The following is a 22,257-nucleotide window of genomic DNA, read 5'->3' on the forward strand; positions in this document are numbered from 1 at the left end:
CTAGTGGCTCAGCGCGTGGGATCGTCGCCGCGGCTCAGCTCGTCCCAGCTGTCGATCGCGGTGTCGCGGTCGAGCGCCGTGGGGGTGTCGGGCGTGTCGCCCTCGGCCGCGGCGCGGGCCTCCGCGTCGTCGCCGCTGTCGGGCGCGGGTGCCGCGTCGTCGCGCTCGGCGGGGTCGTCGCCCGCGAGCTCGGCGACGGCCGCTTCGGCCGAGCGGCCGTCCTCCCCGGCGAACCGGGCCTGGTAGCGGCGGGACGGGCCGGGCCACGCGCGAACGAAGACGATGGCCGCAATGCCCGCGAAAGCGACGAGCACGCCGCCGATGACCGCGAGCCACGGCCAGAACTCGATCGTCGTGCTGTCCACGAGCTTGCGCAGCGAGTTCTCCCCCGCGACTCCGGTCGCCGCCGTGATCGCCCCGCCGGCGGCCCGCAGCGGGTCGCCCAGCACCGAGACGGCCGAGTAGACGATCGAGACGCCGAGCAGCATTCCGAGGATCGAGAGCACCACGCGGAACGCCGGTCCGGCGATCGCGAGAGCCGCCGTCAACGCGAGCCCGGCCAGCGAGAGCGCGGTGAGCGCGGGAGCCGCTGCCGAGCCGGCGACGGTGACCGTGCCGGCGTGGGAGGCGACATCGGTCACGCCGATGACGAACCAGGTCTGGGTCGCCGAGAGCAGCCCCAGACCGCTCCCCACCACCAGCGCGAGGAGCGTCAGGTACTTGACACGGCGGTTCTCAGCGCGCACCCTGCACCCGTCTCATGCCGTTCGCGACCGCGACCGCGCGGAGGGGCGCCGCCGCCTTGTTCTGCGACTCCTGGAACTCCAGGATCGGCACGGAGTCGGCGACCAGGCCGCCTCCCGCCTGCACTCGGGCGACGCCGTCCATGATCGTGGCCGTGCGGATCGCGATGGCGAGGTCGGCGTCGCCTGCGAAGTCGAAGTAGCCGATCACTCCCCCGTACACGCCGCGCTGAGCCGGCTCGAGCTCGTCGATGATCCGCAGAGCCATCGGCTTCGGCGCGCCGGAGAGCGTGCCGGCCGGGAAGGTTGCGCGGAAGACGTCGATGGCACCGGACTTCGGCAGCAGGTCGCCCTCCACCGACGAGACGATGTGCATGATGTGGCTGAAGCGCTCGACGCGCATGAACTCCGTCACCTCGACGCTGCCCGCCGCGCACACCTTGAGCAGGTCGTTGCGGGCGAGGTCGACCAGCATCAGGTGCTCCGCGCGCTCCTTGTCGTCCGCGAGCAGCGAGGTCTCGAGGTCGAGGTCCTCCTCCGGCGTCGCACCCCGCGGGCGCGAACCCGCGATGGGATGCGTGAAGGCGCGGCCCTCCTGCACCTTGACCAGCGCCTCCGGCGAGGAGCCGACGATCTGATAGGGCTCGCCGCCCGGGCGCTCCAGCGACAGCAGGTACATGTACGGGCTCGGGTTGAGCGACCGCAGCACGCGGTAGACGTCGAGGGCGGAGGCCGTGCACTCGAGCTCGAAGCGCTGGGAGATCACCACCTGGAAGATGTCGCCGTCGACGATCCGCTCCTTGGCGGTCTCGACGGACGCGAGGAAGTCCTCTTCGCGGGTCCGCGACACGGGGTCGCCGACGGCGGCGAGGTCGACGTCGGCCAGCCAGGCCTCCGACGGGCGGGCGAGCTCGGTCTGCATGCGGTCGAGGCGCTGCTGCGCGTCGTTCCACAGCTCGTCGACGCCGTGCTCACCGTCGGCCAGCGCGTTGGCGATCAGCTTGACCGTTCCCGAGCGGTGGTCGATCACGACCAGGTCGGCCACGAACGCCATCGCCTGCCCGGGGATGTCGTAGTCGGCGGGCGGACGCTGCGGCAGCCGCTCGAGCTGGCGCACGGCCTCCCAGCCGATGAACCCGACCAGGCCGCCGGTCAGCGGCGGCAGGCCGGGGATGCGCGGGGTGCTCCAGCGCTCATGCAGCGCCGCGAGCGCGTCGAGCGGGCGACCGGAGGCCTCCGCGCCGAGCGCGCGCTGAACCGAGAGCCCGTAATCGAGCCAGCGGACTTCGTCGCCGTCCTGCGTCAGCATGCCGAACGACGCGGCGCCGACGAACGAGAACCGCGACCAGATGCCGCCCTGCTCCGCCGACTCGAGCAGGAAGGTGCCGGGGCGCCCTGCCGCGAGCTTGCGGTAGATGCCGACCGGCGTCTCACCGTCGGCGAACAGTTCGCGGACCACCGGAACGACGCGGTGCTCCGCGGCCAGCTCGGCGAACTCCTCGCGCCCGGTCGTCCCGCCCGCTGTGGCGATCACAGGTCCGATCCCATCTCGGCGGCGAGCCGCGCGCTCTCGGCGTCGGCGACGACCGGTTCCAGCACGTCGGCGTCGAAGCAGGTGCGAGTGCCGGTGTGACAGGCCGCGCCGACCTGGTCGACGGTCACGAGCAGCGTGTCGCCGTCGCAGTCCAGCGCCGCCCCTTTGACGTACTGCACGTGCCCGGAGGTGTCGCCTTTGCGCCAGTACTCCTGGCGCGAGCGGGACCAGAAGGTCACCCGCCCCTCGCCGAGCGTGCGGCGCACCGCCTCGGCGTCCATCCAGCCCATCATCAGCACCTCGCGGGAGTCCCACTGCTGGATGACGGCGGGGACCAGCCCCGCATCGTTGAACCGGATCCGGCCGATCACGTCGTCGGTCGCGGTCATGAGCGCACCTCCAGGCCTGCTCGTCGAAGCTCGTCCTTCACATCGCCGATGGTCATCTCGCCCGAGTGGAACACGCTCGCCGCCAGCACGGCGTCGGCGCCCGCGTCGATCGCGGGGACGAAGTGCGAGACGGCACCCGCCCCTCCCGAGGCGACGACGGGAACGCTGCTGATCGCGCGGATCTCACGGATGAGCTCCAGATCGAAGCCCTCCTTCGTCCCGTCGGCGTCGATGGAGTTCACCAGCAGCTCCCCCGCGCCGAGCCCGATCGCGCGCTCGGCCCAGTCCAGGGCGTCGATCCCGGTCTCGGTGCGACCGCCGTGGGTCGTCACCACGAACCCGGAGGCGGTGGCCGCCGACCGCTTGACGTCGAGCGAGAGCACGAGGACCTGAGCGCCGAAGCGCTCGGCGATCTCGGCGACGAGCTCGGGCCGCGCGATGGCCGCGGAGTTCACGCCCACCTTGTCCGCCCCGCTGCCCAGCAGCTTCGCGACGTCCTCCGTGCTGCGCACTCCCCCGCCGACCGTCAGCGGGATGAAGACCTGCTCCGCCGTGGCGCGCACCACGTCGTACGTGGTCGACCGGTCGTCGACCGTCGCCGTCACATCGAGGAACGTCAGTTCGTCGGCGCCCTGCTCGAAGTACCGGCGGGCGAGCTCGACGGGATCGCCCTGGTCGCGGAGGTTCTGGAAGTTGACGCCCTTGACGACGCGTCCGGCGGCCACGTCGAGACACGGGATGACCCGCACCGCGACGCTCATCAGATCCGCGCCGCGTGGATCGAGGTGACCAGGATGGCGCGCGCCCCGAGCTCGTAGAGGTCGTCCATCACCTGGTTCGTGCTGTCGCTCTTGATCATGACCCGCACCGCGACCCAGTCGGGTTCGCCGAGCGGCGACACGGTGGGCGACTCGACGCCCGGCGTGAGGGCGACGGCCTGCTCCAGCAGCGCGACGGGGAGGTTGTAGTCGACCAACACGTACTGACGGGCGACCATCACGCCCTGAAGGCGACGCAGGAGGGTGTCGACGCCGGCCGCGGGCGCCGGCGACGAGACGAGCACGGCCTCCGACTCGAGGATCACCGGGCCGAAGATCTCCAGGCCCTGCTTGCGCAGCGTCGAGCCGGTCTCGACCACGTCGGCCACGGCGTCCGCGACGCCGAGCCGGACGGCGGACTCCACGGCTCCGTCGAGCTTGATCAGCGAGGCGTCCACTCCGCTGTCGGCGAGGAACTGGCCGACCAGGCCCGGGTAGCTCGTCGCGACGCGCTTGCCGTCGAGGTCGGCGAGGTCGGTGTACGACCCCGCCGGCCCGGCGAAGCGGAACGTGGATGCGGCGAAATCGAGGGCGGCGATCTCGGCGGCCGGCGAGCCGGAGTCGATCAGGAGGTCGCGGCCGGTGATGCCGACGTCGAGCGCGCCGGAGCCGACGTAGGTCGCGATGTCGCGCGGGCGGAGATAGAAGAACTCCACGCCGTTGCGCGGATCGGCGACGATGAGCTCCTTGGGGTCGCGGCGGCCGTGGTAGCCGGCCTCGTGGAGCATCTGCGCCGCAGTCTCGGAGAGGGAGCCCTTGTTGGGGACGGCGATCTTCAGCATGTGTTGTGACTTTCGTGACGTGACGGACGGAGGCACGGATCTACAGACCGGGGGCGGTCGTCACAGATGTCGGTACACGTCGGCCGGAGTGAGGCCTTTGGCGATCAGCAGCACCTGCAGGTGGTACAGCAACTGCGAGATCTCTTCGGCGGTGGCCTCGTCGGATTCGTACTCCGCGGCCATCCAGACCTCTGCGGCCTCCTCCACGATCTTCTTTCCGATGGCGTGCACGCCCGCGTCCAGCTCGCGAACCGTCCCGGAGCCTTCCGGGCGGGTCTCGGCCTTCTCGCTGAGCTCGGCGAAGAGGTCGTCGAAGGTTTTCACCGTTACAGCGTACTAGTCGCGGAGCAGGGCCCGCGTCCGCGTGACGGGCGCGCGCCGCTCCGACGGGAGGCCGTGTGCTAATGTCGGCAGGTCTCATCTGACATATTCCATTCGACAAGGAGGTCCGCGATGGAGCCGACGACCCGCTCCCGATTCTGGCCACTGGTGCTCTGCTGGGTGATCGTGGCCCTCGACGGCTTCGACCTGGTGGTACTCGGCACCGTGATCCCCACTCTCCTGAGCACACGCGAGCTCGGCTTCGACGCTCCGGCGGCGACAGCCGTTGCGACCGCCGGCCTCGTCGGCGTCGGCATCGGAGCCCTCACGGTCGGACCCCTCGCGGACCGCTACGGCCGACGGCTCTGCCTGCTGCTGTGCGTCTCCGTGTTCTCGGTGCTGACGCTGGCCATCGTGATCGCGCCGGACGTCTTCGTGTTCGGCCTCCTGCGCGTGCTCGCCGGGATCGCGCTCGGCGCCTGCCTCCCGGTCGTCATCGCCTACGTCACCGACCTGATGCCACGCGAGCGCGCGGGCAAGGCGACGACGCTGACGATGACCGGCTACCACGCCGGCGCCGTGCTCACGGCGCTCCTCGCCCTCGCGGTCATCCCCGACTGGCGCGTATTGTTCGCCATCGGCGGGATCGCGGGGCTCGTCACGGTCCCGCTCATCCGGATCACGCTCCCGGAGGAGCGCAGCGAACGGCAGGCCGGCCGACGGCCGACCGTGCGGCGGCTGGTCGAACGCCCCTATCGGACGGTCAGCATCGGAGTCTGGGCGGCGTCGTTCATGGGACTCCTGCTCGTCTACGGCCTCAACACGTGGCTCCCGCAGCTCATGCGCGACGCCGGCTACGGCTCCACCGACTCGCTCGGCCTGCTCCTGGTCCTGAACGCCGGCGCCGTCACCGGACTGATCCTCGCCGGCATCGTCGCCGACCGTTCCGGCACCAAACGGGTCGCGATGGCGTGGTTCGCGCTGTCCGGGCTCCTGCTCGCGTTCCTCAGCATCCGGCTCGAGGACGTCACGATGCTCTATGTCGCCGTCTTCGTCACCGGCGTCTTCGTGTTCTCGGCCCAGGTGCTCGTCTACGCGTTCGTCACCCAGCTCTATCCGCCGGAGATCCGGGGCACCGCACTCGGCTTCGCCGCCGGAATCGGGCGGCTCGGCGCGATCATGGGCCCGGCGATCACCGGACTGCTCGTGTCGGAGGGCCTCGCATATCCCGGCGGGTTCTATGTGTTCGCCGCCAGCGCCCTCCTGGCGGTGGGCGCGCTCGCGATCATCCCGGCGCGAGCGCGCGTCGCGGCGGAACCGGTGGCGGCGCCGAAGTAGGCCGAGGGTGCGGCCTGCGGACGCTGGTCGTCAGTGCGCGTGGGCCGCGACCGCGGCCCGCAGCCCGGCGATCCGCTCTGCCGGTTCGCCGCGGAACACGCTGGAGCCCGCGACGAAGGTGTCCGCACCGTTCTCGGCGGCCGTGACGATGGTCTCCTCGGTGATCCCGCCGTCGACCTGCAGCCACACGTCGAGGCCCCGCGCTTCGACGGCCTCCCGGAGCGAGCGCAGTTTCGGCATCGTCTCGACCATGAACGACTGGCCACCGAAGCCCGGTTCGACGGTCATCACGAGCACCTGGTCGAACTCCCCCAGCAGGTCGAGGTAGCCGTCGACCGGCGTTCCGGGCTTGAGGGCGATGCCCGCCCGGGCGCCGATGGCCCGTAACCGCCGCGCGAGAGCAACCGGGTCGGCCGCGGCCTCGGCGTGGAAGGTCACCGAGAAGGCGCCCAGCTCCGCATAGCCGGGAGCCCAGCGGTCGGGGTCGTCGATCATCAGGTGCACGTCGAGCGGGATCGGGCTGACGTCCTGGATGCGGCCCACCATCTGCGGACCGAACGTGAGGTTGGGGACGAAGTGATTGTCCATCACGTCCACATGCACCAGGTCTGCGATGGCGATGCTCCCGAGATCGCGCTCCAGGTTCACGAAGTCGGCCGCCAGGATGCTCGGATTGATACGCGTCACCATGAGCACCAGCCTATTGGGCGGCCGCGCCTCGCAGCGCGGTCCCTACGCGGCGACCTTCTCGAGCACGGCGATGAACATGGCGTCGGTCAGGTGGCGGTGCGGCCAGAGCTGGACCAGCTGCGGGTCGCCCGCCAGGTCGAGCCGTTCGCTCGCGACCGACTGCACGATCTCCGCGCTCTCGCCGACTCTGAGCACTCCGCGATGACGGTCGAGGGCGTCCGCGACCACCGAGCGCGTCTCGGCCACGTGCGGCGAGCAGGTCACGTAGACGAGCAGGCCACCCGGCTTCAGCGCCTCGACGGCGGAGTCGAGCAGGCGCGCCTGCAGCGCGGTCAGCTCGGCGACGTCCCTGGGCGTCTTGCGCCAGCGCGCTTCCGGGCGCCTGCGCAACGCGCCGAGTCCGGTGCACGGCGCGTCGAGCAGGATGCGGTCGAAAGCCTCCGGCTCGCCACGTCCGATCTCGACGCCGTCGCGCTCCCACACCGGCACATCGAGCGGCACGGCAGCCAGCGCCCTGCGAACCAGTTCGGCACGCGCCGGCACCAGCTCGTTCGCAACCAGGGTCGCACCGCCGGCGAGCGCCTCCGCCGCGAGCAGCGCGGCCTTGCCTCCCGGCCCGGCGCAGAGGTCGAGCCAGCGCTCTCCCTCCTCGATGGGCCGAGCGCGGGACAGCGCGAGGGCCGCGAGCTGCGATCCCTCGTCCTGCACCCGCAACCGGCCCTCCGCCTCGGTCACAAGACCCTGCGGATCTCCCCCGCCCGCGGTGAAGCCGACGGGCGAGAAACGGTCGGGTCGGGCACCGCTCGGCGGTTCGGCGAGGCCGGGCAACGCCACCAGGTTCACGCGCGGTGCGGTGTTGTCGGCCTCCAGCAGCGCCTCCAGCTCCTCCCCGCGCCCCTCGGCCTCCAGGGAACGGTGGAAGGCGCGGACGATCCACGCCGGGTGGGAGGTGATGGCGGCGAAGCGCTCGTCCTCGTTCTTCGCGTCCGCCAGCACCCGCTCGCGCCACTCCTCGGGAGTGGAACGACCGATCTCGCGGAGCACGCCGTTGACGAAGCCCGTCCCCGAGCGACTGCCCACCTGCCGGGCCAGGGCGACCGATTCGTTGACCGCCGCGTGCGACGGCACGCGCGTCGACAGCAGCTGGTGGGCGCCGAGGCGCAGCACATCGAGCAGCGGAGGGTCGATCTTGTCGACGGTGCGGCCCGCCGCCCGGGCGATGACCCGGTCGTAGTAGCCCTGCATCCGCAGCGTGCCGTAGGTCAGCTCCGTCGCGAGGGCGGCGTCCGCCGGCGAGAGCCCGGCCCGCGCGATGCGGCCCGGCAACAGGAGGTTGGCGTACGCGTCGGACTCCCGCACAGCGGAGAGCACGTCGTACGCGACTCGCCGGGACGGCTGGACTCTGGTGCGGTCGTTCACGAGAGCACCGCCGATCCTCCGGCGCCGCGCCACCAGTCGGCAGCCGCCATGGCCCGCTTGCCCGCCGGTTGGACCGTCACCAGCTCGAGCGGCGTGGTGCCGGTTCCCACCTCGATTCGACCGTCGGCCTCGGCGACCACGCCGGGCGGCAGCGACAGGCCGCCGGTGGGGCGCGCCGAGTGGACCTTGAACCGCTCGCCGTCGAGCAGCAGCCACGCGCCGGGCTCCGGCGTGACGCCGCGCAGCCGCGCGTAGACCTCGTCGACGGAGCGGGTCAGGTCGAGCCGGGCGTCGTCGATGGTCAGCTTCGGCGCGAGGACCGGCTCTCCGCTCTGCGGTACCGCGACGGCCGTCCCGTCGGCGATCGCCGACACGGTGTCGGCGAGCAGCTCGGCGCCCTCGTCCCCCAGAGCGTCGAGGAGCTCCCCCGCTGTGGCATCGGCCGGGATCGGGCGCCGCAGCTGTGCGAAGACATCGCCCGCGTCGAGACCGGGGACCAGCTGGAAGACGGCAGCCCCGGTCTCGGCGTCGCCGGCCATCACGGCCCGCTGCACGGGGGCGGCGCCCCGCCACCGCGGGAGCAGCGAGAAGTGCAGATTGACCCAGCCGAGCCGGGGGGTCGAGAGCAGGGGTTCGCGCACCAGTCCGCCGTAGGCGACGATGACGCCGAGGTCCGGACGCAGGCGTTCGACCTGCTCGGTGACATCCTCCCCCAACCGGTTCGCCTTGATGACGGGGAGGTCGAGGGCGGCTGCGGCCTCCGCGACCGGCGACGGAGTGAGCACCCGTTTGCGGCCGAGCGGGGCGTCGTCGCGCGTGATGACGGCGGCGAGCTCGAAGCGCTCCGCGAGGATGGTCAGTGAGGGGACGGCGACGGCGGGCGTGCCGGCGAAGACGAGTCGCATAGCAAGGTTCTTTCGGTCTGGTCAGCGACCGAGTCTACCCGTGCTCGCCGCTCCCGCTCCCACCGAGGGGCACGTCGTTGTCCCCTTCGGAGCGCGAAAGGGACAACGACGCGCCCCTCGCGGATGGGTCAGAGGATCTCGGGGTCGTCGAAGCGCACACGGAGGCTGGGAGCAGGGCGGTAGCCGGGCCGGCCTCCCGGCGCCCTGCGCCGCTGCGTCGCGTTGCGCACCACCGCGGCGCGCACGGCCGCGGCGACGTCGGCCCCGCGGGCGTACTCGAACCGGAGGATGGCGCGCACCGACTTCTCGTCCACCTCCACCGGGCCGAGGACATCGATCAGCAGGTCGGGGTCCACGGCCTCGAGCACCGTGCGGACCGCGCTCTCCGCGCCGGTGACGGAGGCGAGCCGCACGGCCGGCGGGAAACGCAGCTGACGGCGGTCGGCCAGCTCCTCGCGGGCGAAATCGACCAGGCGATCGGTCGCGAAGTCCCGCGCGAGGTCGCCGGACACGCCCACGAGCAGGGTGGGCGCGCCGGCTGCGGCCAGCACCGAAGCGCTGGTCCACCAGCGCAGGCAGTCCTCTGCAACGTGCAGGGTCTCCCGTGCGAGCATGCGCTCGCCGTCCAGCAGGAGAACGGCCTGGTAGCCGCCCTCGGCGATCGGCTCGGCACCGCGGGTGGCGACGACGAGTGCGGGCGCCGACCCGACGCGCAGCACGGGGTGGTCGCCGTCGGCGAGGATCACCCGCGTCCCTGGAAACGCGCGTCCCAGCTCCTCAGCCGTTCGGCCGGAGCCGGGCGTCACCATGCGCAGCTTCGTGTGCTCGCAGCGTGTGCAGCTCCACTCGGTCGCCAGCGCGCCGCACCATCCGCACGACGGCGTCGCACCCGCCCGCCGCTGGCCGAGCGGCCCGGAGCACCGCGCGCACCGCGCGGCCTGGCCGCAGTGCGCGCACGAGAGCACCGGCAGGTAGCCGGGGCGGGCGACCTGCACCAGCACGGGACCCCGCGGCCTGCCGCTCTCACCGCTCAGGGCCTCCCGGGCCGCCCGCCACGCGGACGACGGGATGCGCGCGGCACGCGCGGCCGGCTCCGACGCACTCTGATTCGCGGTCAGCACGACCTTCGGCGAGAAGGCGCGCTCGGGGCCGGCATCGCGCAGCCAGCCGAGTTCGACCAGCCGCTGCACCTCCACGCTGCGCACGAGGCCGCTCACCACGAGAGCGCAGCCTTCGAGCTCCTGGCGGACCAGCGCGGCGTCCCTGGCGTGCACATACGGGCTCAGCGGCTCCGCCAGCAGCGGGTCGCTGTCCTCCCAGACCACCAGCAGACCCAGCCGGGAAGCCGGCGCGTAGACCACCGACCGGTTCCCGATGACGATCCGCGGGCCGGACAGGGCCGCGAGGAAGGCCTTGTAGCGGTCGGGGTTCGATTGCGAGGCGTCCGCGCGCACCACTGCGCCCACGGGCGCGATCGCCGCCAGCGCAGCCGCCAGCTGCTCCAGGTCGCGGTGGTCCGGGACGGCCACGATCGCCGTCGCGCCGCGGCGCCAGGTCGCAGTGGCGAGGGCCGCCAGGGTGACGGCCCACTCGCCCACCCAGGTGCCGTCCGGGAGGCGGCTGAGCCGAGGGATCGGCCGGAGCGCGAGGCGCTCCCCCGCCGCGACCGCCGCCTCCAGAACGCCGCCGGCGTAGCCGCGCACCGGGAAGGGCACCGGCTCGGTCGGCGACTCCCGGGCCGCCTGCGGGGCGCTGGAGGCGTCATCGGCCTGCTCCCGCGCGGCGAGCCAGGCCTTCTCGACTCGCACCATACGCGCCGGCACCGCGAGTCGCAGGATGTCGCTCGCCGTGCCAGCGCTCCGATCGGCGAGCCGGCGGGCGAGCCGCCACACCGGCCCCGTCAGGACGGGCACCGGCGAGACGACCGCCTCGATCGGGCTCAGAGTGCCGGAGAACGCCGCATCCGGCTCCGCGAGCTCCACGACGAACCCGTCGGCGACACGTCCGGCCGACCGCAGAGGAACGCGCACGCGGACGCCCGGTCGCACCTGCCCGGCGAGTTCCGCGGGAACGCTGTAGTCGAACAGGTGGTCGAGCTGCGGGAGCGGCGAGTCGAGGACGACGCGAGCGACCGTCGCGGCCGCCTCCACGCTAGAGCCCTGCGGCGGAGCGCAGGTCGTCGACGCGGTCCAGCCGCTCCCAGGTGAAGTCGGGGAGTTCGCGCCCGAAGTGGCCGTAGGTCGCCGTCTGCGCGTAGATCGGCCGCAGCAGGTCGAGGTCGCGCACGATGGCGGCGGGGCGCAGGTCGAACACTTCGCGGATCGCGCGGATGATCCGCTCGTCGGGGACCGTTCCCGTGCCGAAGGTCTCCACGTACAGGCCGACAGGTGCCGCCTTGCCGATCGCGTACGCCACCTGGACCTCGAGTCGGTCGGCGAGGCCGGCCGCGACGGCGTTCTTGGCCACCCAGCGCATCGCGTACGCCGCCGAGCGGTCGACCTTCGACGGGTCCTTGCCGGAGAACGCCCCACCGCCGTGACGGCTGGCACCGCCGTAGGTGTCGACGATGATCTTGCGGCCGGTGAGGCCGGCGTCGCCCTTGGGGCCGCCGATCTCGAACCGGCCGGTCGGGTTGATGAGCGTGCGGATGTGTGCGGTGTCGAGCCCGGCGGCATGCATGACCGGCGCGATGACCTCCTCGACGACCTCCGCCTGCAGCTGCTCGCTGGAGACGTGGGGCGCGTGCTGGGTGGAGAGCACGACGGTCTCGACCGAACGCGGCGTGTAGCCCTCGTAGCCGATCGTCACCTGGGTCTTGCCGTCGGGCCGCAGGTAGTCGAGCGTGCCGTCTTTGCGCACGGCGGCGAGGCGTTCGGCCAGCCGATGGGCCAGCCAGATCGGCAGCGGCATGTACTGCGGCGTCTCGGTGGTGGCGAAACCGAACATGATGCCCTGGTCGCCGGCCCCCTGCCGGTCGAGGTCGTCGATGCTCTGCTCCGCTCGCGACTCCAGCGCGTTGTCGACGCCCTGCGCGATGTCGGGCGACTGCGCGCCGATGGAGACGGAGACACCGCACTGGGTGCCGTCGAAGCTGACGTCGGAGGAGTCGTAGCCGATCTCGACGATCTTCTCGCGCACCAGGGCGGGGATCTCGACGTAGCCCTTGGTCGTCACCTCGCCCGCGATGTGTACCAGCCCCGTGGTCACCAGTGTCTCGACGGCGACCCGGCTCTGCGGGTCCACCGCGATCAACGCATCGAGGATGCTGTCGGAGATCTGGTCGCAGATCTTGTCCGGGTGCCCCTCGGTGACCGACTCGGACGTGAAGAGACGCAGATCTGTCATTGTGCTCCTTGATCGCGGCGCGGAGAAAGTCCGGGATGCCGTGGCTCGGTCGTCGATTACACGACGACGTCGAGGATACGGTCGGCCACCGACAGCTTGCTCCCCGAGGCCTCCATCACTATATCGCCGCCCTTGCGGAGCACCACGACTTCGTTGCTCTCCGTTGCGAAGCCCTGGTCCCAGCCCACCTGGTTGAGCACGAGGAAGTCGCTGCCCTTGGCGGCGAGCTTCGTGCGGCCCAGCTCGATCAGGGTCGACGGGTCCGGCTCGGTCTCCGCGGCGAACCCCACGACGACCTGGCCGTCGCGGCGGGTGGCCGAGAGCCCCGCGAGGATGTCGGGGTTGGCGACGAGCTCGATGCTCAGCGTGTCGCCGGCCTCGGACTTCTTGATCTTGGAGTCGCGCATCACCGCCGGCCGGTAGTCGGCGACGGCCGCCGTCATCACGACGATGTCGGCCGAGCGTGCGGCCTCTGTCACCGCCTCCTGCAGTTCGAGCGCGGTCTGAACCTCGACCAGTTCCACACCCTCCGGAGGGTCGACCTCCAGGTGCGCGGCGATGAGCACGACGTCGGCGCCGCGCGCCTGAGCCGCTGCGGCGACGGCGACGCCCTGGCGTCCGCTCGAACGATTGCCGAGGAACCGCACCGGGTCGAGCGGCTCCCTGGTTCCCCCCGCCGTCACGACGATGCGCTTGCCCGCGAGGTCAACGCCGCCGCGGGGCAGCCGGGAGGCCTCGTTGGCGCGCCGCCGCTCGGAGAGCACGACGACGTCGGCGACCGGCTCGGGGACGGCGGAGACGGCGAGTCGCGGCGAGATCCCGGCCGCACGCAACGCGGCACGCACGATGACGTCGGGCTCCTCCAGGCGGCCGGGACCGGAGTCGGCTCCGGTGAGCTGCCCGGAGGCCGGCCCGACGACGGTGACGCCGCGGCTGCGGAGTGTGGCGACGTTGGCGACGGTCGCGGGGTTGCGCCACATCTCGGTGTGCATCGCCGGCGCGACGACCAGAGGCGCCGTCGAGGCCAGGACGGTGTTGCCGAGCAGGTCGTCGGCGATGCCGGCCGCCAGCTTGGCGAGCGTGTTGGCGGTCGCCGGCGCGATCACGATCAGGTCGGCCGACTGGCCGATGGCGACATGTCGCACCTCGGCCACGCCCTCGTAGAGGTCGGTCGCCACCGGGTTTCGACTGATCGCCTCGAGCGTCGGGCGGCCGACGAACCGCAGCGCGGCCTCCGTCGCGACGACGTGGACCGAGTGCCCTTCGAGGACGAGAGCGCGGATGACGCCGACGGCCTTGTACGCGGCGATGCCGCCGGTCACTCCGACGACGATGGTCAATCGTGGGCTCACGGCGGCATCTCCCCCTATCGGCTGCCGGGTGTCCGGCTGCGATCGTACGGCTGCACTGGGCGCGCCGGTCTCGGCGCTGGTTCTGAAGCGCTGGTTCAGCGGCTCACAGTCTGCGGGACTCGGTGAGTCGGGTCACTCCGCGGCGAGCGGCTTGATGACGAGCTTGTCCTCGTTGATCTCGTGCAGCGCCACCGACAGCGGCTTGTCGTCGACCGAGGAGTCGACCAGCGGCCCGACGTTGTCGAACAGGCTGCCCTCGTGGAGGTCGGCGTAGTAGTCGTTGATCTGACGCGCACGCTTGGAGGCGAAGATGACGAGCGCGTACTTGGACTCGACACGGGCCAGGAGGTCGTCGATCGGCGGGTCGATGATGCCGTTGTTGCTGGTTGCCATGCGGAAACCCTCTCTGTTCGTGCTTCCGGCTCGTGAGTGCGGAGCGCGGAGAACCTGTGGACGGCGCCGGATGCGGCGCGCACTGTATTTCTGAGACTCGGTGGCCTACGGGCGCGACGGCGCCGCGCGGACATTCATCAAGTCTACGACCTCGCGAGCGGCGTCGGCGACCGTGTGGTTGACGACCCGGTAGTCGAACTCGTCCTGGGCGGCCAGCTCGACCTTCGCGGTCTCCAGCCGGCGCTGCTGTTCCGCGGCGTCCTCCGTGCCGCGCCCGATGAGCCGGCGCACCAGTTCGTCCCAGGTGGGAGGGAGCAGGAAGATGAGCCTGGCCTCCGGCATCGACTCGCGCACCTGGCGAGCGCCCTGGAGGTCGATCTCGAGCAGCACGCTCCTGCCCTGCTCCAGCGCCCTCTCGATCGGAGCGCGCGGCGTGCCGTAGCGGTAGGCGTTGTGGACGGTGGCGTGCTCCAACAGCTCGCCCTCGGCGATCATGCGGTCGAACTCGGCGTCGTCGACGAAGTAGTAGTTGACGCCGTCGACCTCGCCGGGTCGCGGTGCCCGCGTGGTCGCCGACACCGACAGGAGGACGTCGGGGTAGTTCTCGCGGATGTAGGTCGACACCGTGCCCTTGCCGACGGCGGTCGGGCCGGCGAGGACGACCAGCTGATTGCGGCGACGTCCGACCTTGCTCTCGCGTTCGATCAGGAACTCGCGCAGCTTGAGACGCTGATGGCGGCCGAGGCCGCCGAGGCGCTTCGCCGGCGAGATCGACAGCTTCTGCAGGGCTTCCTGCATCTTCGTCGTTCCGATGGCCGGGACGCTGAGCAGGAACTCGGTGACGCGGAGGCGCCCCTCGACGCCGTCGGGCGCGGCGGTCGCGTGGTCGAGGACGACCAGCGGGGACACCTCACGCGCGGCGATCGCGTTCTTCACGGCCGCGCGTGCGCGTCGGGCGGCGATCGCGGCGGCCGACGCCGCCGCGCGGTCGACCTCGGGCGGCGCGGGCCGGGACGACGGGGTCCGAACCGGCTCGGACTGGGGCTCAGCCATGGCTGGCGCGCACCTCCCCCGCGCGACGCGAGACGGCCTCGGCGAGCCGGCCGGGGCCGGCGCTCAGCAGGCCCCGGGATTCGCTCACGATCACGCCGGGCGCGAACGCGCCGAAGAGACGTCGGACGTCCTCGACCTTCGCGCCCTGGTGCCCGAAGCCGGGCGCGAGCACCGGGAAGGCCGGGTCGACGGCGACGGCGGTGTCGATGCCGTAGTCGCCGAGCGCGACCGTGGCACCGAGGACCAGGCCGACGGTGCCGAACGGATGCGGAGGCTGAGCCTGGTTGAACGCATGCACGTCTTCGATGATCGCACGAGCCACGGTCCTCCCGGCACGGGGTCCGTCCGCGACGACCGCCTGCTGCACGGTCGCCGCCTCCGGGTTGGAGGTCGCGGCGAGCACGAACAGCCCCTTCCCCGTCTGCTCCGCAAACCGCATCGGGTCGTCGAGAGAGCCGACGCCCTGGAACGCGGCGACCGTCAGCGCGTCGGCCTCCAGCGGAGAACCCGGGGTGAGCCAGGCCTCCGCGTAGGCGGCGACGCTCGTTCCGATGTCGCCGCGCTTGGCGTCGGCGATCACGAGCAGGCCGGCCGCGCGCGCCGCGCGGAGCACGTCCTCCAGCGCCGCATAGCCCGCCGACCCGTAGCGCTCGAAGAACGCCACCTGCGGCTTGACGATTCCGGCACGGCCGGCCACGGCCTCCACCGCGCGGAGTCCGAATTCCCGCACTCCGGCGGCGGACGCGTCCAGCCCCCAGTCCGCCAGCAGGTGCGCGTGCGGGTCGATGCCGACGCACAGGCGCCCGTGTTCGGCGAACACGCCGGCCAGGCGGTCGCCGAAGGAGGCGGCTGCGGAGTTCGCGGCGTCCGTCACGCGCGCGCGGCCCTCTGCAGCGCGTACTCCTGCAGCGACGTCACCTCGAAGCCCTCGCGGACCGCGTCGAGCGACGCCACGGCGGCGCTGAGCTCGGCGATCGTGGTGAAGAGGGGCTTGTCGCCCGCCACCGCCGCCGCGCGGATCTCGTAGCCGTCTGCGCGGGCCGAGCGACCGCTCGGCGTGTTGATGACGACGTCCACCTCGTTGCGGGTGATCAGGCCGACCACCGACTCCTCCTCCGGCGCCTCGCTGAACTTGCGGACGACGCGGGCGGCGATGCCGTTGCGGTTGAGCACCTCGGCGGTGCCCTCGGTGGCGACGATGTCGTAGCCGAGCTGCTGCAGCCGGAGCACGGGGAGGACGATCGCGCGCTTGTCGCGGTCGGAGACCGAGACGAACACGGTGCCCTCCAGCGGCATGCCGCCGTAGGCCGCGGCCTGGCTCTTGGCGAACGCCGTCGGGAAGTCGCGGTCGATGCCCATGACCTCACCGGTCGAGCGCATCTCCGGGCCGAGCACGGAGTCGACGATCTTGCCCTCGCGGGTGCGGAACCGCTTGAACGGGAGCACAGCCTCCTTGACGGCGACCGGCGAGTCCATCGGGATGACGGAGCCGTCGGTCTCGGGCAGGAGCCCTTCGGCGATCAGTCCGGAGACCGTGTCGCCGACCATGATCCGCGAGGCGGCCTTGGCGAGCGGGATGCCCAGCGCCTTCGAGACGAACGGGACGGTGCGCGACGCGCGCGGGTTGGCCTCCAGCACGTAGAGCACGCCGGCGCCGATCGCGAACTGCACGTTGAGCAGGCCGCGGACGCCGATGCCCTCGGCGATCTTCAGCGTCGCCTCGCGCACCCGGTCGATCTCGCGGCGGCCGAGCGTGATCGGCGGCAGGGTGCAGCTCGAGTCGCCGGAGTGGATGCCGGCCTCCTCGATGTGCTCCATCACACCGCCGATGTAGAGCCGCTCGCCGTCGAAGAGCGCGTCGACGTCGATCTCGATCGCGTCGTCGAGGAAGCGGTCGACCAGCAGCGGGTGCGCGGGTCCGACGATGCCCTGACCGGCCACGCGCTCGAAGTAGTCCGCGAGCGAGGCGGTGTCGTAGACGATCTCCATGCCGCGACCGCCGAGCACGAAGCTCGGGCGCACCAACACAGGGTAGCCGATCTGCTCGGCCGCGTGCGCCGCACTGGGGAAGTCGACAGCGGTGCCGTTGCGCGGAGCGAGCAGGCCGGCGTTCTCGAGGATCTCGGCGAACAGGCCGCGCTCCTCCGCCAGGTCGATCGCCTCTGGAGTCGTGCCGAGGATCGGGACGCCCGCGGCCTCCAGGCCCTTCGCGAGCCCCAGAGCGGTCTGGCCGCCCAGCTGCACGACGACACCGACGAGCTCGCCGGACTGCGACTCGGCGTGGATGACCTCCAGCACGTCCTCGAGCGTCAGCGGCTCGAAGTACAGCCGGTCGGAGGTGTCGTAGTCGGTCGATACGGTCTCCGGGTTGCAGTTGATCATGATCGTCTCGAACCCGGCGTCGTGCAGGGCGAACGACGCGTGCACGCACGAGTAGTCGAACTCGACGCCCTGGCCGATGCGGTTCGGGCCGGAGCCCAGGATGACGACCTTGCGGGAGTCGCTGGGCGCGACCTCCGTCTCCTCGTCGTAGCTGGAGTAGTGGTACGGCGTGAGCGCCGGGAACTCGCCTGCGCAGGTGTCGACCGTCTTGTAGACCGGTCGCACACCCAGGATGTGCCGCACCTCGCGCACGTCCGCCTCGCCGAAGCCGCGCAGCTCGCCGATCTGGGCGTCGGAGAAGCCGTGGTCCTTCGCGTAGCGGAGCGTGTCGGTGTCGAGGGTCTGGGCGTCGCGGATCTGCTCGGCGACCTCGTTGACGAGGACGATCTGGTCGATGAACCAGGGGTCGATCTTGGTGGCCTCGAACACCTGCTCGGGCGTCGCCCCCAGGCGGAGCGCCTGCTGGACGTCGACGATCCTGCCGTCGGTCGGCGTCACGATCGACTCCAGCAGCTCCTCGACGGTGCGCGACTCGGCGCCCCAGTGGAACGACGAGCCCCGCTTCTCCAGTGAGCGCAGCGCCTTCTGCAACGCGCTCGTGAAGCTGCGGCCGATGGCCATCGCCTCACCGACCGACTTCATGGTCGTGGTGAGCGTCGGGTCGGCCGCGGGGAACTTCTCGAACGCGAACCGCGGCACCTTGACCACGACGTAGTCGAGCGTCGGCTCGAAGCTCGCCGGGGTGACCCGCGTGATGTCGTTGGGGATCTCGTCGAGGCGGTAGCCGATCGCGAGCTTGGCCGCGATCTTGGCGATCGGGAAGCCGGTCGCCTTGGAGGCCAGCGCCGACGAGCGGGAGACGCGCGGGTTCATCTCGATGACGATGATGCGACCGTTCTCCGGGTTGACCGCGAACTGGATGTTGCAGCCTCCGGTGTCGACGCCGACCGCACGGATGATGTCGATGCCGATGTCGCGCAGCTTCTGGTACTCGCGGTCGGTGAGGGTGAGCGCCGGCGCGACCGTGATCGAGTCGCCGGTGTGCACGCCGACAGGGTCGACGTTCTCGATCGAGCAGACGACCACCGTGTTGTCTGAGGTGTCGCGCATCAGCTCGAGCTCGTACTCCTTCCAGCCGAGGATCGACTCCTCGAGCAGGACCTCGCTGGTCGGGCTCTGGTGGATGCCGTCGCCGGCGATCCTGCGCAGCTCGTCCGGCGTGTAGGCGAAGCCGGAGCCGAGGCCGCCCATCGTGAACGACGGGCGCACGACCAGCGGGTAGCCCAGGTCTTCCGCGTACTCGAGCGCCTCCTCGACGGTGTGGGCGATGTGCGAGCGCGCGACCTCGGCGCCCGCCTCGACCACGAGGTCCTTGAAGATCTGGCGGTCCTCGCCCTTTTGGATGGCCTCGAACTTCGCGCCGATCAGCTCGACGCCGTACTTCTCGAGCACCCCGTGCTCGTGGAGCTGCATCGCGGCGTTGAGCGCGGTCTGGCCGCCCAGGGTCGGCAGGATGGCGTCCGGCTTCTCCTTGGCGATGATGGTCTCGATGACCTCCCAGGTGATCGGTTCGACGTACGTGGCGTCGGCGAAGTCGGGGTCGGTCATGATCGTGGCCGGGTTGGAGTTGACCAGGATGACGCGCACGCCCTCCTGCTTGAGCACCCGGCACGCCTGGGTGCCCGAGTAGTCGAACTCGCAGGCCTGGCCGATGACGATCGGGCCGGACCCGATGACCAGGACGGAGTGGATGTCGTCGCGCTTGGGCATCAGTCGTTCTCCTGGGTGGTGGTGTCGTTCGGGACCTCTCTCGCGGACTCCACCGCGCGAATCATGTCCAGGAACCGGTCGAACAGGTAGTTGGCGTCGTGCGGGCCGGCCGCAGCCTCCGGGTGGTACTGCACGCTGAACGCATTGATGTCGAGGCAGTTGAGGCCCTCGACCACGTTGTCGTTGAGGCTGAAGTGGCTGACCTCCACCGTGCCGAAGCCGGCGGGCGAATCGAAGGTCGCATCGATCGGCGCCTTGACCGCGAACCCGTGGTTCTGCGCCGTGATCTCGACGCGTCCCGTGCGCTTGTCGAGCACCGGCTGGTTGATGCCGCGGTGTCCGAACGGGAGCTTGTAGGTGGTGAGGCCGAGCGCGCGGCCGAGGAGCTGGTTGCCGAAGCAGATGCCGAAGTAGGGCACGCCGGCGCGCAGCGTCTCCTGGAGGAGCGCGACGTGCTTGTCGGAGGCCTGCGGGTCGCCCGGGCCGTTCGAGAAGAATAGGGCGGACGGCTTCAGGCTCAGCACGTGCTCGGCGGTGACCTGCTGTGGGAGGACGTGCACGTCGAGCCCGCGGGCTGCGAGGTTCTCGAGGGTGGACTTCTTCACGCCCAGGTCGAGGACTGCGACGGAGCCGACGCGCTCGCCGACCGCCTGGACCGTGTACGGCTCGACGGTGGAGACCTCCGCCGACAGGTTGCGGCCGGACATCTTCGCGCCGGAGAGCACGAGCTCCAGCTGCTCCGAGTCGCTCAGGCCGAAGTCGTCGCCGGAGAAGATCCCGGCGCGCATGGCGCCCGCCGACCGGATGTGCCGCGTGACAGCGCGGGTGTCGATGCCGCTGATGCCCACGACGCCCTGCTCGACGAGGTCGTCGTCGAGGCTGCGCTGCGCGCGGAAATTGGAGACGACGCGGCTGGGCTCGCGGACGACGAAGCCGTCCACCCAGATCCGCCGGGACTCCATGTCCTCGTCGTTGGTGCCGGTGTTGCCGATGTGCGGCGCCGTCATCAGGACGATCTGGCCCGCGTAGGACGGGTCGGTGAGGGTCTCCTGGTAGCCGGTCATGCCGGTGGCGAAGACCGCCTCGCCGAGCGTGCGGCCACGGGCGCCGTAGGCCCGGCCCACATAGCGCTTCCCGTCTTCGAGGACGAGGACGGCGGGTTCTGCTGCGGCCACGTCACACCTCCCTTTCGGTGCTGTCGCCCGGCGTGCTGTCCGCCGGGATGATGTCTTCGACGGCCGAGGTCAACCGACCCCGGCCGGCCGGGTCCACGACCCGGAAGTAGCTGTCGGCGGCCGCGCCGCCGCTGGTCGTCCAGCCGAGGCGGACGAGGCCGTCCCGCTCCACGACGCGGTCGATCGCGACGGTCGACGCGCCGATGCCGGTCAGGGCGGCGGCGGGGATGAACACGGGCTGCTCGCCCGTCACACGCAGCTGCACGCCGTCGACCGATACCTCGACGGTGCCCCTGCCGCGGTACGAGAGTCCGGGCAGGGCGAGGCGCTCCAGCGGCTCCCCCGACGCGGTCGTCGCGACGTAGAGCACCTCCGCGGAGGCGGTCACCGCCGGCACCGACTCGGGAGCCGGGTAGCCGCCGCCGGCGGGCGCGTCGCGGCGGACGCGCCGACGCCAGCCGACGATCGCGAGGACGAGCACGACGATGACGACGAGCAGGATGCCGATCGTCGGCAGGAGCTTATCCACGGGCCGCCTCCAGCTCGTCGACGACCGTGCCGTCGAGCACGGTCGCGTAGCCGCGGTGGAAGGTGGCGACGACGCGGCCGGGGAGCGTCATGGACAGGTACGGCGAGTTGACGCCCTTTCCGGCGAGGTCGGCCGTCGAGAACGCACGCGTCGCGGTCGGGTCGTACAGGAACAGCTCGGCGGGCGCCCCGGCCTCGAGCGGGAGGCCGTGGCCCTGCAGGCGTCCGATCCGCGCCGGGGTCGACGAGAGCACGCGCGCGATGTCGGCCCAGTCGAGCAGTCCGTTGTCGACCACGGACGCCTGGACGACCGACAGGGCCGACTCCAGACCGACCATGCCGAACGCGGCGGCGTCCCACTCGCAGTCCTTCGCCTCCACCGGGTGCGGGGCGTGGTCGGTCGCGACGATGTCGATGGTGCCGTCGGCGAGGCCGGCACGCAACGCCTCCACATCCTCCGCGCTGCGCAGCGGAGGGTTGACCTTGTACCTGGCGTCGTAGCCGGAGGCCAGCTCCTCGGTCAGCAGCAGGTGGTGCGGTGTCACCTCGGCCGTCACGTCCACCCCGCGGGCCTTGGCCCAGCGGATGACGTCGACCGATCCCGCCGTCGACACGTGGCAGACGTGCAGGCGCGAGCCGACGTGCTCGGCGAGGAGCACATCGCGCGCGATGATCGACTCCTCCGCCACCGCCGGCCAGCCGGTGAGCCCCAGCTCGCCGGACAGCGCCCCCTCGTTCATCTGCGCGCCCTCGGTGAGTCGGGGCTCCTGCGCGTGCTGGGCGATGACGCCGCCGAACGCCTTGACGTACTCGAGCGCGCGGCGCATCAGCAGCGGGTCGGAGACGCACTTGCCGTCGTCGGAGAACACCCGCACCCGCGCCCGGGAGTCGGCCATCGCGCCGAGCTCGGCGAGCCGCTCCCCCGCAAGTCCGACGGTCACGGCGCCGATGGGCTGCACGGTCGCGTAACCGGCCGCCTCGCCGAGGCTGAGCACCTGCTCCACCACGCCTGCGGTGTCGGCGACAGGAGAGGTGTTCGCCATCGGGAAGACCGCCGTGAACCCTCCCGCCGCGGCCGCGCGCGTGCCGGTGAGCACCGTCTCGCTCTGCTCGTAGCCGGGCTCGCGCAGATGGGTGTGGAGGTCGACGAGCCCGGGAAGGGCGATCAGGCCGTCCGCGTCGATCACGGTGGCACCGGCCGCCGACGCCTCGGCGCCGGTCGCGGCGATCCGCCCCCCGGCGAGGAGGAGGTCGGTGCGGGTGCCGTCGGCCAGCGAGGCGCCCCTGATCAGGTACTGCTGGCTCACCTTGTCACTCCTG

Annotated in this window: 20 protein-coding genes; 1 reads left to right on the forward strand and 19 read right to left on the reverse strand. The window is 71.6% G+C overall.

Annotated features, from left to right (window positions below; all coding sequences use genetic code 11):
* Positions 1 to 8: 8 nt before the first annotated feature.
* Genes JNB50_RS07050 through JNB50_RS07075 form a run of 6 tightly spaced genes read right to left on the reverse strand, consistent with a single transcriptional unit; the run spans position 9 to position 4,590 of the window.
* Positions 9 to 746 carry a Trp biosynthesis-associated membrane protein gene (locus JNB50_RS07050; RefSeq protein ID WP_208039403.1) on the reverse strand — a complete coding sequence of 246 codons (738 nt, stop codon included), beginning with the start codon at positions 744 to 746 and terminating at the stop codon, positions 9 to 11.
* Complete coding sequence (locus JNB50_RS07055; RefSeq protein ID WP_208039404.1) at positions 736 to 2,277, reverse strand: anthranilate synthase component I; 1,542 nt, start codon at positions 2,275 to 2,277, stop codon at positions 736 to 738. Before JNB50_RS07055 ends, JNB50_RS07050 begins: the two co-directional genes overlap by 11 nt.
* A complete protein-coding gene (hisI, locus tag JNB50_RS07060) occupies positions 2,274 to 2,666 on the reverse strand; it encodes a phosphoribosyl-AMP cyclohydrolase (protein ID WP_208039405.1) in 393 nt (130 codons plus the stop codon). The genes JNB50_RS07055 and hisI overlap by 4 nt, the downstream gene beginning before the upstream one ends.
* Positions 2,663 to 3,427, reverse strand: coding sequence for an imidazole glycerol phosphate synthase subunit HisF (gene hisF, locus JNB50_RS07065; RefSeq protein WP_208039406.1), 765 nt, complete (start codon positions 3,425 to 3,427; stop codon positions 2,663 to 2,665). Before hisF ends, hisI begins: the two co-directional genes overlap by 4 nt.
* Entirely contained in the window at positions 3,427 to 4,266 is an 840-nt protein-coding gene (hisG, locus tag JNB50_RS07070; RefSeq protein WP_208039407.1) for an ATP phosphoribosyltransferase, read from the reverse strand. Before hisG ends, hisF begins: the two co-directional genes overlap by 1 nt.
* 60 nt (positions 4,267 to 4,326) lie before the next feature.
* The gene (locus JNB50_RS07075; protein ID WP_208039408.1) at positions 4,327 to 4,590 is read right to left on the reverse strand and encodes a phosphoribosyl-ATP diphosphatase; all 264 of its coding nucleotides are present in this window, start codon (positions 4,588 to 4,590) and stop codon (positions 4,327 to 4,329) included.
* A 129-nt stretch (positions 4,591 to 4,719) separates the two neighbouring features.
* Here JNB50_RS07075 and JNB50_RS07080 point away from each other — a divergent pair, with 129 nt between their 5' ends.
* Positions 4,720 to 5,925, forward strand: coding sequence for an aromatic acid/H+ symport family MFS transporter (locus tag JNB50_RS07080; RefSeq protein ID WP_208039409.1), 1,206 nt, complete (start codon positions 4,720 to 4,722; stop codon positions 5,923 to 5,925).
* A gap of 30 nt (positions 5,926 to 5,955) precedes the next feature.
* Here JNB50_RS07080 and rpe read toward each other — a convergent pair whose 3' ends face one another.
* The 13 genes from rpe to JNB50_RS07145 all read right to left on the reverse strand — a co-directional run bounded on the left by rpe (position 5,956) and on the right by JNB50_RS07145 (position 22,244).
* Entirely contained in the window at positions 5,956 to 6,615 is a 660-nt protein-coding gene (rpe, locus tag JNB50_RS07085; RefSeq protein ID WP_208039410.1) for a ribulose-phosphate 3-epimerase, read from the reverse strand.
* A 42-nt stretch (positions 6,616 to 6,657) separates the two neighbouring features.
* On the reverse strand, positions 6,658 to 8,034 hold the full coding sequence (locus JNB50_RS07090) for a transcription antitermination factor NusB (RefSeq protein WP_307794634.1): 1,377 nt from the start codon (positions 8,032 to 8,034) through the stop codon (positions 6,658 to 6,660).
* Positions 8,031 to 8,939, reverse strand: a complete 909-nt coding sequence (gene fmt / locus JNB50_RS07095) for a methionyl-tRNA formyltransferase (RefSeq protein ID WP_208039411.1) — start codon at positions 8,937 to 8,939, stop codon at positions 8,031 to 8,033. The genes JNB50_RS07090 and fmt overlap by 4 nt, the downstream gene beginning before the upstream one ends.
* 128 nt (positions 8,940 to 9,067) lie before the next feature.
* Positions 9,068 to 11,089: a primosomal protein N' gene (locus JNB50_RS07100; RefSeq protein ID WP_208039412.1), complete on the reverse strand. Its 2,022-nt coding sequence runs from the start codon at positions 11,087 to 11,089 to the stop codon at positions 9,068 to 9,070.
* A 1-nt stretch (position 11,090) separates the two neighbouring features.
* Positions 11,091 to 12,284, reverse strand: coding sequence for a methionine adenosyltransferase (metK, locus tag JNB50_RS07105; protein ID WP_208039413.1), 1,194 nt, complete (start codon positions 12,282 to 12,284; stop codon positions 11,091 to 11,093).
* A gap of 56 nt (positions 12,285 to 12,340) precedes the next feature.
* A complete protein-coding gene (locus JNB50_RS07110) occupies positions 12,341 to 13,624 on the reverse strand; it encodes a phosphopantothenate--cysteine ligase family flavoprotein (RefSeq protein ID WP_208039674.1) in 1,284 nt (427 codons plus the stop codon).
* Between the two features lie 144 nt (positions 13,625 to 13,768).
* Positions 13,769 to 14,029, reverse strand: coding sequence for a DNA-directed RNA polymerase subunit omega (rpoZ, locus tag JNB50_RS07115; RefSeq protein WP_055915880.1), 261 nt, complete (start codon positions 14,027 to 14,029; stop codon positions 13,769 to 13,771).
* 105 nt (positions 14,030 to 14,134) lie between these two features.
* Entirely contained in the window at positions 14,135 to 15,082 is a 948-nt protein-coding gene (gene gmk / locus JNB50_RS07120; RefSeq protein WP_208039414.1) for a guanylate kinase, read from the reverse strand.
* Positions 15,075 to 15,956, reverse strand: coding sequence for an orotidine-5'-phosphate decarboxylase (gene pyrF, locus JNB50_RS07125; RefSeq protein ID WP_208039415.1), 882 nt, complete (start codon positions 15,954 to 15,956; stop codon positions 15,075 to 15,077). Before pyrF ends, gmk begins: the two co-directional genes overlap by 8 nt.
* Positions 15,953 to 19,234: a carbamoyl-phosphate synthase large subunit gene (gene carB / locus JNB50_RS07130; protein WP_208039416.1), complete on the reverse strand. Its 3,282-nt coding sequence runs from the start codon at positions 19,232 to 19,234 to the stop codon at positions 15,953 to 15,955. The genes pyrF and carB overlap by 4 nt, the downstream gene beginning before the upstream one ends.
* Positions 19,234 to 20,409, reverse strand: a complete 1,176-nt coding sequence (gene carA / locus JNB50_RS07135) for a glutamine-hydrolyzing carbamoyl-phosphate synthase small subunit (protein ID WP_208039417.1) — start codon at positions 20,407 to 20,409, stop codon at positions 19,234 to 19,236. Before carA ends, carB begins: the two co-directional genes overlap by 1 nt.
* 1 nt (position 20,410) lies before the next feature.
* Complete coding sequence (locus JNB50_RS07140) at positions 20,411 to 20,938, reverse strand: hypothetical protein (RefSeq protein WP_208039418.1); 528 nt, start codon at positions 20,936 to 20,938, stop codon at positions 20,411 to 20,413.
* Complete coding sequence (locus JNB50_RS07145; protein ID WP_208039419.1) at positions 20,931 to 22,244, reverse strand: dihydroorotase; 1,314 nt, start codon at positions 22,242 to 22,244, stop codon at positions 20,931 to 20,933. Before JNB50_RS07145 ends, JNB50_RS07140 begins: the two co-directional genes overlap by 8 nt.
* Between the last annotated feature and the right edge of the window lie 13 nt (positions 22,245 to 22,257).

Source organism: Leifsonia sp. TF02-11, from assembly GCF_017565305.1.
Classification (GTDB): Bacteria; Actinomycetota; Actinomycetes; order Actinomycetales; family Microbacteriaceae; genus Leifsonia.

What these genes read in the sequence shown, in the direction of transcription:
- rpe (WP_208039410.1), bottom strand. Translation starts at nt 6,615, where the DNA reads ATGGTGACGCGTATCAATCCGAGCATCCTGGCGGCCGACTTCGTGAAC.
- gmk (WP_208039414.1), bottom strand. Translation starts at nt 15,082, where the DNA reads ATGGCTGAGCCCCAGTCCGAGCCGGTTCGGACCCCGTCGTCCCGGCCC.
- rpoZ (WP_055915880.1), bottom strand. Translation starts at nt 14,029, where the DNA reads ATGGCAACCAGCAACAACGGCATCATCGACCCGCCGATCGACGACCTC.
- hisG (WP_208039407.1), bottom strand. Translation starts at nt 4,266, where the DNA reads ATGCTGAAGATCGCCGTCCCCAACAAGGGCTCCCTCTCCGAGACTGCG.
- hisI (WP_208039405.1), bottom strand. Translation starts at nt 2,666, where the DNA reads ATGACCGCGACCGACGACGTGATCGGCCGGATCCGGTTCAACGATGCG.
- hisF (WP_208039406.1), bottom strand. Translation starts at nt 3,427, where the DNA reads ATGAGCGTCGCGGTGCGGGTCATCCCGTGTCTCGACGTGGCCGCCGGA.
- JNB50_RS07080 (WP_208039409.1), top strand. Translation starts at nt 4,720, where the DNA reads ATGGAGCCGACGACCCGCTCCCGATTCTGGCCACTGGTGCTCTGCTGG.
- metK (WP_208039413.1), bottom strand. Translation starts at nt 12,284, where the DNA reads ATGACAGATCTGCGTCTCTTCACGTCCGAGTCGGTCACCGAGGGGCAC.
- carB (WP_208039416.1), bottom strand. Translation starts at nt 19,234, where the DNA reads ATGCCCAAGCGCGACGACATCCACTCCGTCCTGGTCATCGGGTCCGGC.
- fmt (WP_208039411.1), bottom strand. Translation starts at nt 8,939, where the DNA reads ATGCGACTCGTCTTCGCCGGCACGCCCGCCGTCGCCGTCCCCTCACTG.